9 protein-coding genes are annotated in these 13,843 nt (G+C 42.4%); 7 read left to right on the forward strand and 2 right to left on the reverse strand.

The features are described 5' to 3' along the window. Positions 1-22: 22 nt before the first annotated feature. A complete protein-coding gene (locus tag ACKTT9_RS10705) occupies positions 23-3,331 on the reverse strand; it encodes a S8 family serine peptidase (RefSeq protein ID WP_407871522.1) in 3,309 nt (1,102 codons plus the stop codon). 526 nt (positions 3,332-3,857) lie between these two features. Then, positions 3,858-4,733 (reverse strand): AraC family transcriptional regulator, encoded by an 876-nt coding sequence (locus ACKTT9_RS10710; protein WP_407871523.1) that lies wholly within the window; start codon positions 4,731-4,733, stop codon positions 3,858-3,860. Between the two features lie 116 nt (positions 4,734-4,849). On the opposite strand from ACKTT9_RS10710, the gene ACKTT9_RS10715 reads away from it, so the two are divergent. From ACKTT9_RS10715 to ACKTT9_RS10745, 7 genes are all read left to right on the forward strand, one after another. Further along, positions 4,850-6,232, forward strand: coding sequence for an MATE family efflux transporter (locus ACKTT9_RS10715; RefSeq protein ID WP_407871524.1), 1,383 nt, complete (start codon positions 4,850-4,852; stop codon positions 6,230-6,232). A gap of 32 nt (positions 6,233-6,264) precedes the next feature. Further along, entirely contained in the window at positions 6,265-6,879 is a 615-nt protein-coding gene (locus tag ACKTT9_RS10720) for a sugar O-acetyltransferase (protein WP_407871525.1), read from the forward strand. A 301-nt stretch (positions 6,880-7,180) separates the two neighbouring features. Continuing rightward, a complete protein-coding gene (locus ACKTT9_RS10725; protein WP_407871526.1) occupies positions 7,181-9,451 on the forward strand; it encodes a helix-turn-helix domain-containing protein in 2,271 nt (756 codons plus the stop codon). Positions 9,452-9,759: 308 nt separating this feature from the next. Beyond that, the gene (locus ACKTT9_RS10730) at positions 9,760-10,647 is read left to right on the forward strand and encodes an ABC transporter permease (protein ID WP_407873007.1); all 888 of its coding nucleotides are present in this window, start codon (positions 9,760-9,762) and stop codon (positions 10,645-10,647) included. Positions 10,648-10,676: 29 nt separating this feature from the next. After that, a complete protein-coding gene (locus ACKTT9_RS10735; RefSeq protein ID WP_407871527.1) occupies positions 10,677-11,552 on the forward strand; it encodes a carbohydrate ABC transporter permease in 876 nt (291 codons plus the stop codon). 85 nt (positions 11,553-11,637) lie between these two features. Further along, a complete protein-coding gene (locus tag ACKTT9_RS10740; RefSeq protein WP_407871528.1) occupies positions 11,638-13,173 on the forward strand; it encodes an extracellular solute-binding protein in 1,536 nt (511 codons plus the stop codon). A gap of 191 nt (positions 13,174-13,364) precedes the next feature. Further along, positions 13,365-13,820 carry an NUDIX hydrolase gene (locus ACKTT9_RS10745; protein ID WP_407871529.1) on the forward strand — a complete coding sequence of 152 codons (456 nt, stop codon included), beginning with the start codon at positions 13,365-13,367 and terminating at the stop codon, positions 13,818-13,820. The last annotated feature ends 23 nt before the right edge of the window (positions 13,821-13,843 follow it).

Genomic DNA, 13,843 nt, shown 5'->3' on the forward strand with positions numbered 1-13,843 from the left:
CTTAAAATATGATTCTTGCTTTTTACTGAATGATGGAAATTGCATCAAACGAGATGAACGTACCGCTGGATGCCGCATTCTTTTGTCCCGTATTGACGATCTTGATCGTATGAACGCCAGGCGATAAAAGGGCTGACTCGAAAACAACTGCACGGTATTTCGTTGATGCACTGTACATATCGACGGGTACAGGTGTCACAAGATCATCGTCGATGTAGATATTGGCTTTACCTCGATTCGGACCGGTATAAGCGATGAGTTGAACCTTTTTGCCCTCAAATTGATATTGAGCGGTGCTGTTTGCAAGCTCTGAGTATCTGGCCATTCCACCCAAATGCTTCGAGCTGATATTCGTAAACCATGGGACGTTGAAGCTGCCTGAATAATCGTCATCCTCCACTAAGTTAGCAACCGTAAAGGCATCCACGTTGAGGAAGGCAGTTCCTGATTTTTTGGCCTCAGGGTCGAGTTTGCCTGTCCATTCTATGCTGATGGTATGCTGTCCATAAGGGAACAGTTTCTCGAAGATCACTTGCTTGCTTAATGTAGTAGGGCTGTACAAGGATGGGGATGCTACTTTCACACCATCAAAGAACACATCGGCAATCCCTTGATTTTCATTTTTCATGCCTATCCAAGAGAAATAATTACCTTGAAAAGAGAATTCAACCTTGCCTTTTTCATTGATTTGTTTGGCGCTTCTTCCTGAAAATGCACTGTTGTTGATAGTTGACCATTGGCCAATAAATACCAATGAAGGGCTGGATTCTTCATAGCCACCGATCTGGTTATCAGTTTTAACTGTAAGCGTATAGCTACCGCTGCCTTTATAGGCATATACATTCACATAATAAGTACCGCTCGTTGTAACCTTGTATGTAATGGCTTCTGTGGAGGTGTCTACATTTTCTGAATAAGCAAGCAAGTTGCCGCTTGTATAGATCGTTTTTGCATCAGGCGGATACAAGAGAAGATCAAAATCAGTGCCATTGTCGCCTGTCAGTGAAATGTTGACATTGTCCCCAGCATTCAACTCCAATGAGTAAACGTCATTCGCGTCGCTCTTGTCATTCAGTTGGTTAGTAACACTTTCGCCGAAGAACGGCGTACCCGGGATATCATCGTCTGTTAGTGCCTTATAGGCGTTAATCATTCTGCCGCTAGCCACGAATCCTGTTAAGGAGCTGAGTCGCGTACCACTATTAATAATTCGCTGCTTAATTGCCAAAGCACTTAGAGAAGGCTCCTGGCTAAGAACGAGTGCTGCAACGCCTGAAGCATGGGCAGCCGCAATCGAAGTGCCACTCAGAATCTCGTAATTACTATCAAAAAAGTCAGAATTCGTGTGGTTCAAATTAATTTTCGTGATCGAAGGATCTGTGGACAAAATGACATTGTAACTGTCCCTATCCTCTTCGAGCGGATACTTCATATTCGCATAAATCGTATCCGGCATGCCTTCGGCATAACTGTAGTCGTGTTGTTCCACCCATTGAATATGAAGAACGTTTTTCACAAAATCACTGTCGAGAATACTAGATTCTCCGTTAGAGCCACCTTTCTCGTCAAAACCATTGAGCACATTGTTACCCGAAAACAAGATATGACCGCTATCCTTTGTAAGGTATTCAGTTAATTGCTTCTGGTCTTCTGCCGTCAAGTTCGAAACGGACCTTCTGTCAGCCATACCCGTAAACCAGATAACTGCATCGTAATTCTTCATTACTTCAGCTGTCGGACCGTCTCCTCCGTTAACAGCTGCTTGAACATGTGTGATCGTACCTGCATAATCCTTGAGAAGCTCTTCATAGATTGGAAGCCTATTTACGCTTGCTATCGGAGACATATTGGAAAGATCATCCTGAACCAGAAGGATTTTTGAATCAGCATTGAACTTAGAAACACCCAGGTACTCCATGGCTTTGTCGAATGCATCTTGACGGTAGTTGAAGGAATCCTTGGAGGCAGCGAAGCCCTCATCATCATCTTCCTGACCATTCGGGATATACTCAAAGCCAATCCCGTTAAAAACGACTTTGTCATTCAAAGCAGGATCATGGATCTCAGCGCCAAGCCCGGGATTATTCGTAGGGATTGTCGTTACAATCGCGTCACCAGGAGCTGCAACGTCAACAGACTTGAATCCATAATTCCCGATTGCGGAAAGCTGTCCTTCGTTGGTGACGGATGTCACGGAAACAATATTGGGGCTGTCGTAGGAAGATGGATAAGCAGGATAACCATCATTATTGTATCCACCGTTGCCTGCAGCGGTAATAAACAACATAGAAGACGCATCAATCGCATCCTTCAGCGCTTGGCTATATTCTTCCATTTCGACGCTTAAATTGGCGATCTTCACGCCTTTGTTCTCCGCATAGGCAATTGCTTTAATGATATCGGATACTGCCCCCGTTTCGGGTCCAATGAATTTGAGCGGCATCAGCTTGACATTGGGTGCGATGCCGGAAATGCCTGTCTCGTTATTGTTTGATGCAGCAATAATTCCGCCTATCACGGTACCGTGCAAATCACCGTCAAGTTCACTGTAAATCTGATTGTTATTTCCGAAGAAATTCCATCCAGAGACATCATCGATATAACCATTACCATCATCATCTTTCTGATTGCCTGGAATCTCCTTCGTATTGGTCCATAGACTGTCCTTCAAATCCAGATGATTGCTTGCAATCCCTGTATCGATTACTGCAATCACAACATCGCTGCTGCCTTTCGTAATTTCCCAAGCTTCAGGTGCCTTGATGTCAAGCCCCACCAAACCCTCGCGCCCTTCTTGATAAGGGTTGTTGAAGTTATAAGGCACGACCTGGCCGGTGTTGTGAAGTCCCCATTGTTTAGGGAAGTACTGATCGTTTGGCAGGCTGGCCGGATAAACCTTGCGGTCAGGCTCTGCATACTGAACATTCGAATCTTTGTTTAATTCTGCGAGAAGCTGTTCAATATCTGTAGATGGGGTAAGCTGCATGACTTCTGCGTCGATGCTGCTGAGCGTCACTCTATTTTGAATGCGGTTAGCTGCAATTGCTGCTGAGGATAGAGAGTTAAAGCCTTTTTTATATTTTACAATGATACGATTATTGATATAATCGTTTTTTGCATTGGTGACTGAAGGTTTTTGTGTTTTTTCGGATGATTGATTTTGTGTAGGGATTTGAAGAACCTCTTCTTTTGGAGCGGTTTCCTCAGTCCATGCGCTTTTTCGGGGATTCACATCGTTATTAGCATAAGTAAGCGCTGGACTCAAGGTGCCGATTAGGGTCGATGAGAACGCCATAACAATGATCGACTTCATTAACAATTTTCTCTTCAAGTGGATAGCCTCCTACGAACATATGATAGATTCGTTGCTCTTGAACCGCTGCACTTGTTGTTAGTTATGTAGTTGATCACCCTCTTAATAAGGACAAAAGTGTCCGATGTCGAGAATATTGTGTTAAATAACTTGACACAAAAATGATTTATTAGGTTTTTAAAGCAATGTTTATAATCTTTTTATAGAATCACCACGCTAACTCTCGATTTTCATGTCATGAAATCTGACTTGACATAATGATAGTATCATATTCTTTGGAAAAATAAAGATATTTCTATGAAACAGAATCGAATAGAAATGAATGTTCATTCATTCCAAGTTTCCGGTGCTCAGATGTTGAAGGAGGTTTACTGATGGAGATGCGTATATTCCGAAATCCAATTCAGCGGAGCGAACTCTTTCTGCGATAGATTTGCTACTGCTAGATCAAAGAAAAAAATGGAGTATCTGCTCCCAGCAGATACTCCATTCTTTATGAAGATACCTTAAATGTTCCTTCCATTTAACACTGTTCCGGTATCATCTATTCATTCTGCCTTTTACGGTAATCATTAGGAGTCTTCCCAAATTCCTTTCGGAAGACAAATGAAAAATAACTAGCACTCTGAAACCCGCAAGATAAAGCTATGTCGCTAATTGATCTGGCTGTTCCCATCAGTAATTCACAACTTTTCTTCAGACGGTAATTAGTCAGATACTCATTTGGCGTTTGTCCTAGATATTCCGCAAACAGTTTGCAGCACTGAGTTCTGCTTGTGGAGCCCGAGGTTGCTATATGTTCAAGCGTGATTTTGTTTTCATAATTCCCATGAATAAATGCCGTCATTTTCCAAATATAAAACGAAGTGTGATCAATCGCTGTTTGTTGGCTTCTATCTTCAATATGACGCCCTATTGTTGCACATAACGAAACGGCCAGCGACAGCAAGGAAAGAGGGTTTCGGTGGTTGCTGTGCATCTCTTCGTAAAGTTGATCTAAGGAAAGGAGAGTCTCTCTGTGCCAGGGGATATCTCCCTTTAGAACAATAAAATCTTCTGTATTTGACCCGAATTTCTCTTCCCAATATTCATTCCCAAGCCAGCGTTCTGTTCCGATTATCGAAGGATGAATACATGCCACAATGTAAATGCAATCTGACATATCGGAAGAATATCCATAATGCAATCGCTTGCTATTTACAAATATCCCTTGACCTTTTTCTAAAAGCACCGTTTCTCCGTGCACATAAAAATTCATGGATCCGTCCAAAACGGATATGAACTCTAAATCTGTGTGCCAATGACACGCTGCCGCGAATTTATCGAACTGAATTAACGTTCCTTTGGCAACTCTAAGTTTGAGGTGCGTTAAGTTGTAACCGATTTGTTCGGATAAATCAGAGAATACGTCTAGTTGCAATTTTACGCCGCTCCCTATAAAAATACGATTTTGATATTATTATACCCAATTTTTATGGAATCAAAATAACAAATGTTCTATTTTTATAGTGTAACCGACTAGAAAGAGGGTAAAATATGTGGCGTAATTTACTATCGTCAAATTATTTAGACAAGAGCTTTAATCAGCAGTTGATTCGTCTAGTGATACCAATTGCTTTACAGAATCTAATTTCTGCATTAGCCGTGACGGTTGATGTCGTCATGTTAGGTTTTATTAATCAGTCTGCAATGTCAGCCGTTTCGCTGGCGGGTCAAGTAACGTTTGTACTGACGTTATTTTATATGGGGTTGGCTTCTGGAGTTGGAATTTTAACTGCACAGTACTGGGGTAAGCAGGATTTAAAAACCATTGAACGTGTCCTAAGCATCGGATGTATGTACACATCAGTGGTATCCCTCTTCTTTTTTGGGATTTCAATGTTAATGCCTGATGTACTTATGGGTCTATTCACAAATGACGAGGATCTGATTTCATACGGTTCCCAATTCCTGCAAGTTCTCTCCTTTTCCTACTTAGTAGGCGGCATTTCACAGATGTATTTTAGTGTCATCAGGAGTATGGAGAATGCACGTTTAAGTGCATGGATAAGTTCCGTGTGCCTTATTCTCAACATTCTATTTAATGCCTTCAGTATTTTCATCCTATATCCAGATGATCCCGATAAGGCGATTGTAGCGGTTGCATTGTCCACTGTTCTTGCACGTTTCATCGAATTTGGCAGTTGCATTGTGCACTCAGTTAAGGGGAAAATTAAGTTGAAATTCCCAAAGCGCGATAAGGTTCAACGTAACCTGCAAAGAGATTATTTGAAATATACCTTCCCAATTCAAGGGAATTATATTGTTTGGGGCTGTGCTATTGCAGCAACAGCAGCAATAATCGGCCATATCCATGCAGATATGGTGGCTGCGAATTCTGTAGCTTCCGTTGTTAAGAATTTAGTAATCGTATTGTGTGGTGGCATTGCAAGCGGCGGCTCAGTTCTAATCGGGAAGTATTTGGGCAATGGCCAAATAGAAACAGCTAAAAAATATGGAAATATCATAACTTCCTATTCCATTATTTTTGGCATCTTAGCAGGCATTATGACGTTATTAATCAAACCTTTGGTTTTTCAAGTAATAAGCTTAGATGAGCAGGCGCAGCATTATCTGAATGGAATGTTATTTATATGTGCCTATTACTGTATCCCTAAATCCATTAACTCTGTAACCATTGGAGGAATTTTTGTTGCAGGAGGTGATTCCAAGTTTGGCTTCTGGTGTGACACGATTGTCATGTGGATCATCATTTTACCATTAGGATATTTAAGTGCTTTTGTGTGGCAACTTCCGCCAATAGCTGTGTTTGCAATTATTTGTTTGGACGAAGTTATAAAGGCGCCAATTGCGTTCATTCGTTATCGTCGATTTAAGTGGTTAAACAATATTACCCGAGATCTTTCTACTCAAAATTGATCAAAATAAATCATATTTCATGAGGTGCAAAAATGAACATTAAAGAAAATCTTCACAACGGTAGCTTGTATTTGCCTGGGAATGAAGTACTGGCAAAGGAGCAAACTCTTTGTCTTGAGCGACTATATGATTTTAATCAGACACGTCCTCTGGAGTACGAAAAAAGAGTTGCTCTAATGAAAGAAATGTTTGCGGAGATTGGTGAAGGATGTTACATCGAACCACCGTTTCATTCCAATTGGGGTGGCAAGCATGTTCATTTTGGCAAAAACATTTATGCGAACTTTAATTTGACATTGGTTGACGATACGCACATCTATGTTGGAGATTACACCATGTTTGGGCCGAACGTTACGGTGGCAACTGCAGGGCATCCGATTTTACCTGAACTACGACAAAAAGCATATCAATTTAATGCACCTGTAACGATCGGGAAAAATTGCTGGATAGGTGCTGGTGCTATTTTGCTCCCAGGTGTCAAGATTGGCGATAATACCGTGATCGGAGCAGGAAGCATCGTGACGAAAGACCTCCCGTCTAACGTAATCGCTGTTGGGAATCCTTGCAAAGTACTGCGAGAAGTTTCCGAGCATGATAAAAAATATTATTTCAAGGATCGGGAAATTGATTATTCAGCCTTGGATTGAGCAAAAATGACAATGAGAGAAAGAATTGCGACGAGTGAAGAGTAATAGCGGAGTGGCCCGTTCCAGCGGGTGTTTGGCGTACAGAGTGCTTGGTGCTGTACGCCTTTTTTTGATGCTTTCGAGCAGTTCTGAACATAGGATTTCTTATTGTACACTTCGCTTAAATATTGGTTTTGGAAGCTAATGTAGCTTCTTATCTGGATTGTGTCCGAAATGATTGTAGACGGTTACTGGCTTATTATATAAAATGATGGGTACATTTCATATATCGACATAACCATAGGTGCAACGGGAGGTTACGGTGAGATTTTCTTCTGCTTATTTATTTAAGATCTTGCTATACAGTATTTTGCTCAGCACGCTCCCCGTTATTTTTCTCGGCATATTTTCATATTCTAAAGCGTCAGGGATGATTCAACATAGGGTAAACGAAGACCAAATGTCTTTATTAGAACAAACGCAGTCAAGGATTGAGCAGGAATTGAAGGCCGTAGAAAATATGGCTATTCAGTATGTCGGCAGTCTGACTGTTAAGCATGCATTGACACAGGGGCTGGAACCTCGCAATTTTATACTGGTTGATGAGCTGCTTCATGGTATGTATCAGATGAAAACCTTTGAGTTCGGGATTCAAAATGTTCATATGGTCTCTCAGGAACATAACTGGATTTTGAATAACGATGGCTTGCGGCCCTTTGACGAATCAGACTATTTTAATTTATTTACTGGCTATGCGTCCATGGTGAAAAGATCTTTTTGGATCAGCGAAAGCTTTGATCAGAGTCATTCAATTAGTCTGGTAGAGAAGCTTCCTCAAAATTCGATGAATCCCAGCGGACTATTCGTGGTTCAAATTCCGAATTATTATATAAACAAGTTGAATTCGTCCAGAAATGGCCTCGGCACAATGATGATTTTGGACGAAAATTACAATGTCCTGACCCATGACGATCCGAAAATGATTGGTCAAGATCTCTCGTCGCTTCCTTATATTGCCGACATCCGAGGAAGCAGTCAGGAAAGCGGTTTTTTTAGAACGAATTACGAAGGCAACGAGATTGGTGTTATTTACCGGAAATCTTCCTATAACAATTGGGTTTACTTGGATGTCACGTCCATTAAAAGCATTACGAAAGATTCCAGAGCGATCGGTTGGACAACCTTTATTACATGTGTGACTATCATCGCCTTGCTGCTGGTTGTTGCTGTTTTTGCCAGCAATCGGATTTATTCGCCTGTGCGGCGTTTATTTGAAACCGCGCTCGGCGATGGCAATTCAGGCAAGGGGAAGGATGAATTTCAGCTGATAACTGAGAGAATTCACAAGCTCGTAAGCACTCATACGCAGTTGACCGGGCAACTATCCGTACAAATGGCGCAGCTAAAGGACTTTACGGTGATCCGGCTGTTTCAGGGAGGGTTGAGCGGAAAGGAAGTTCGTGAGAAGCTCTCGCTGTATCACGAGCCAGGTGACTGGAAGCTATTGTGTGTGCTCGTTTTGCAGATCGATACGCTTGAAGGAACACGATACAATGGTGAGGATTCGGATCTGCTAATGTTTGCGATCAATAACATTATCAGCGAGCTCATTCCGGAGGCCAACCGATTCTTTTCAACACCTGTTGATAAGTCGCAGGTCACCCTGTTGCATCATTCCTCCGACAACTTGGCGGAATTCCGCAGTCAGGCTTATCTCCAAGCAGAAGCGATACAAGAAACCATCAAAAGGCTGCTGCATCTTCAAGTTAGTATCGGGATCAGTCGTGTCTATCAACAGCTAAATCATTCCTCCAAAGCGTACCGAGAGGGATTGGAGGCGTTAAAATATAGGATCCGTCTCGGCAGCGAACTGATCATTCATATCGATGACGTTCAACAGGGACATATCCGCAAGCCCATCTTTCCTTTATCCGCTGCAGAGGAATTGTACGACGCGATTCGAATGGGCGACTATGAGCGTGCCTATGAGGGACTATCCTCCATAATTGACGAGATCGGAAGAATCGATCTTACTCCAAGAGATTATCAGCTTATCTTTACCCGCCTAATAGTGGATATTGTTCGAATTGTCGAGGACCAGGGTGAATCTCTTCAAGCAAATGACGGGGAGGAGTACTCTTTATTCGGGCAGCTGGACAGGCTGTACGCGCTGAAGGATGTCGAGCTATGGTTGAAAAATACGGTGATCACACCGACCATTCAATTACTGGAGCAGCGCCGCGAAACACAGTATACACGAATTGCCGAGCAGATTATGGACATCATTCATGAGCAGTATGACACTGATTTAACACTTGATCATTGTGCTTCGCAGCTACATTATCATCCGAGTTATGTGAAGCGGGTGTTCCGTAAAGGAACGGGAACCAATTTTAGCGACTATCTGATCACTTACCGAATGAAAATGGCCAAGCAATGGCTAACCGCTACCGAAATGAAAATTTCGGAAATCTCCGATAAGCTGAGGTATAACAACTCGCAAAATTTTATTAGGCAGTTTCGTAAGTTGGAGGGCGTTACACCGGGGCAGTACCGTAAGCTGTATGAATCAGACATTGAAAAGCTGGTGTGATGAAAAAAAGGGGCAGCCGCAGAAGGCTGCTTCTTTTTTTCACTCCATGTGCCTTGTGTTAAACTTTGACTCCGTTATGTACTCTTAGGATTATTGTGACTTTAATGATTATTTGCCCGATAATCCTAGAACTGGCGCGGTTTCTTCGTTAGGTCCCTGATGATTGTAGACGGTTAGGGGAAAGAGCTCTACTATGAGGGGCAGACTAGCAAATCGTCCACAAGGACAGAAGGAGGACTTACTTGGAACAAGTCGCCAAATCCAATTATGTAAAGACAAGTTCACTTAGCGCGGGCTCGATCAAGAGAATGTTTGTTAGAGACCGATGGCTGTACATGATGCTTCTTCCAGGCATCGCTTATTTTATATTGTTCAAATATTTGCCGATGTGGGGAATTTTGATTGCCTTTAAAAATTACCAGCCGTTTCTAGGATTTTCTGGAAGTGAATGGGTGGGTTTCAAGCACTTTCAACGATTTTTTACAGATCCTGTATTTCTCACTTTGTTTAAAAACACATTGATTCTATCTATTTATAATCTTGTGTTCTTTTTTCCCATGCCTATACTGGTCGCCTTACTTTTAAACGAGGTCCGGGCGGAGCTATATAAAAAATTTGTGCAGACCGTCATTTATATCCCGCATTTTGTTTCCTGGGTCGTCGTTGTAGGTTTGGCGTATGTATTTTTCACGACAGAGGGGGGAGTCGTCAATGAACTGTTGAAGGCTTCAGGAGGAAGAGAACTGAATTTGCTCACAAGCGAAGGATGGTTTCGAACCGTTATTACCTCGGAAGTCATCTGGAAGGAAACGGGCTGGGGGACGATTATTTTTCTTGCTGCGCTTGCCGGGGTTGATCAGCAAATGTATGAAGCTGCCCATATCGATGGTGCGAATCGCTTACAGCAGCTCTGGCATATTACATTGCCAGCAATTCGCGGAGTTATCGTGACTTTGTTCATTCTGCGCTTGGGCAGTTTTCTGGATACGGGCTTTGAGCAAATCTTTCTGATGCTGAACGCCACGAACCGAGAAGTCGGAGAGGTTTTTGATACTTATGTATATACGATAGGGATCACCAAAGGGCAGTTCAGCTATAGCACGGCGATTGGACTATTCAAATCGCTTGTAGGATTGGTATTGGTGCTCGGAGCCAACTATCTGGCCAAGAAATCCGGTGAGGAAGGCGTATATTAGTACTCTAAACTAGAAAAGGAGGTACAAAGATGAATGTGCGCAGCAAAGGTCAACTTATCTTCGACTGGCTCATTTATATCGCGTTATTTCTTATCTCGATGTCGATGTTGTTTCCGTTTATATTTGTTCTAAGCGGTTCCTTCACTGCATCGGAGGAGCTTCTGCAAAAGGGTGTGGTACTGATTCCCACCCAATTTTCACTTGATGCATATAAATATATATTTTCTACGGATACGTTGTTTAGAAGTCTTTTGGTTACGATATTCGTAACTGTTTCTGGGACACTGATCAATCTAATCTTTACGATTCTGATGGCATATCCTCTAGCACGCAAGCAGTTGTTGTTCCGCCGTCCGATCATGTTGATGATTGTATTCTCTATGTTGTTCAGCGGAGGAATGATTCCGACTTTTCTCATTGTAAAAATGCTCGGATTGCTGGGGAGCTATTGGGCATTAATTATTCCCGGCGCGATTAGCGCGTTTAATTTGATCATTCTGAAAGGATTTTTCCAGCAGCTTCCTGATGGCCTGGAAGAAGCAGCGAAAATTGATGGCTGCAATGATCTCGGTATTTTGCTCAAAATTGTTCTTCCGCTTTCATTACCAGCAGTTGCGACCTTTTCACTTTTTTATGCTGTCGGTCATTGGAATACGTTTTTTAACGCAATTTTGTACATTAATGATGCAAGCAAGTGGCCTATTCAAGTGTTGCTAAGGCAGATTGTTATTTTATCGGAAGGCGGTATAGGGGACTCCAGCTCATTTCAGGAAGGTTTCGTCCCTCCAGCTCAAACAGTAAAGATGGCGACCATTATCGTATCTACGTTGCCAATTTTGATTGTATATCCGTTTCTTCAAAAGCACTTTTCCAAAGGGGCTTTGATGGGATCAGTTAAAGGATAAAAGTAAATTACATGCATTAATTATCATTTTTGAGGTGTTTGCACGGGTAGAATAATTATATTGAGAAAAAAGGGAGGCAATATCGATGTACAGGGAGAGTAGATTTAGAAAACAAACAGCTGTTATGGTTAGCTTGGTCACGGTAACAGCAGTGTTGGCAGCAGGCTGTGCTGGTCAAGGAGTAAAGGGCACACAGGAAGGTTCCAACTCGGATTCGGCAGTCAAAGCGCCAGTAGTGCCCCAAAAGGTGAAAATGATGATTCCATATTGGAACCCCGAGCCTCCTAAACAGGATACGGAGCCTATGAATAAAATCCAGGAATATACGAAGTCCAAATTGGAAATTTTGTGGACGCCTGCCGTTGCATACAAGGATAAATTTAATGCGGGAATCGCTGGTCAGGATTTGCCGCAAGTTGTTTACGTGCTCGCCGATGCGAATAAGGATGCCGGCTTTGTGAATGCGGTTCGATCCAGTATGTTTTGGGAAATTGGGCCTTATCTGAAAGATTATCCGAATTTAAGCAAGTTGAGCCCGCAAATGTTGAAGGAAAGCTCGGTGGATGGCAAGGTGTACGGCATCTATAAGGACTTTCCTCAAGCTAGGGACGGCATCATTATCCGTAAGGATTGGCTAGACAACCTTGGCCTGAAGGAGCCGAAGACACTGGACGAGTTGCTTGCGGTAATGAAGGCTTTTGTACAAAAGGATCCGGACAAGAACGGGAAAAACGATACTTTCGGCTTCGGCGTAAATTCCGATGTTACCGGTTTTGGCAGCTTTGTCACCTTTTTGGGAGGACCGAACAGCTGGGAGTATAAGGACAATCAGATTGTGCCTTCGTTTATGACCAAGCCTTACATGGACACACTTAAGCTGTATAAGCAGTTGTACGACGAAAATATTATTAATCGTGACTTTGCGGTGATGAAAAGCCCTTCCGAACTGTTGAATAAGGGGAAAGCTGGCATATATATGGGACCGCTTGATGACGTAGAATCCAGATTCAGCGATTTGTACAAAGGTTTTCCGAATGCGCAGTTGGATGTCATTAGCTCGGTAGAGGGACCAAGCGGCATGCGTGTTAATACAAGGGGGATTTTTCCTCCGCAGTTCACCTTCCCGAAAATTAATATTAAAACCGAAGCGGAATTAAAAGACGTTCTGGCTTTCATGGATAAAATGGCAGATAAGGACATGCAGAATCTGTTTACATGGGGGTTGGAAAATACTCATTACAAAATGGAAAACAATAAGCCGGTCCGCACGGATTCAGTAAAATATACTACGGACATTGCGGCGCTGGACTTCCTTCGTTACGATGACGGGAGTCAAGCAATGAAGGGCAGCCTGCCTCCTGTGGTCGAAAAATATAAACGGTTGCAGGCAGAGGCCATGAAGATCGCTATTCCGAATCCAGTGCAGGCATTGATTTCGCCAACCTTTACCGATAAAGGCTCGGAGTTAACCAAGGTGATTAACGATGCCAGAACCAAGTTTATTATGGGAGAAATTAATGAAGCTGGCTGGGATGCAGCGGTGGCATTGTGGAAGAAAAACGGCGGTGAGAAAGTCATCAAGGAGTATACCGAGCAATATGAGAAGCTAAATAAAAAATAACAGAAAGCTCCTCCTGGCTGTATGATGCTCAATTTTTTATCTAATTTTAAGGTCGGTTAAAGTTAGCATTAACTTCTTGATGATATTACTTAGGTAGGAATATCCAGGTAAGCAGTGACCTGTTCCTTATGAATAGAGTGCTTGGCTATTTCTTTTTAGCAACGAGCTCTAATCGCTGGGAGGTACTCAAGATGCGGAGAATGCTAGCCCAAATTGTAGAGGTAAGCGGTATTGTAGTAGACAAAAAAGGCGATATCCTGTTAGTGAAGACTCAGCATGGCGGTTTGGTATTACCTGGAGGGCAAGTAAAAGAAGGTGAAGACTTAATGGATGCTTTAACTAGAGCAATAAAAGAAGAAAGTGGAATAGACGTGATTGTTTCATACTTGATTGGAGTTTATTCGAATTCAGGAAAATATCATTCCAATTACCATGGCACCACTTTTGCATCCAGGTTAGTTTTCGACTTTATGTGTACGCCCTTGGACGAAGAAATGTTGGCTTCGGAGGAAACATCATTTAGTCTCTGGCTTGAAAAGGATAAAGTTCTTGGAATGGTCGAAGCTTCAGATATACAAACTCGTTATCAAGCGTATATGAACTTTGACGGAAGCTCATTCTTTCTGGATGCTGCCTCTACCCTCTAGTTTCTAAAAAAGTTCCTACTTTC

The sequence above is a fragment of the Paenibacillus sp. P36 genome, assembly GCF_045866505.1.
In the GTDB taxonomy this organism is placed as follows: domain Bacteria; phylum Bacillota; class Bacilli; order Paenibacillales; family NBRC-103111; genus Paenibacillus_E; species Paenibacillus_E chondroitinus.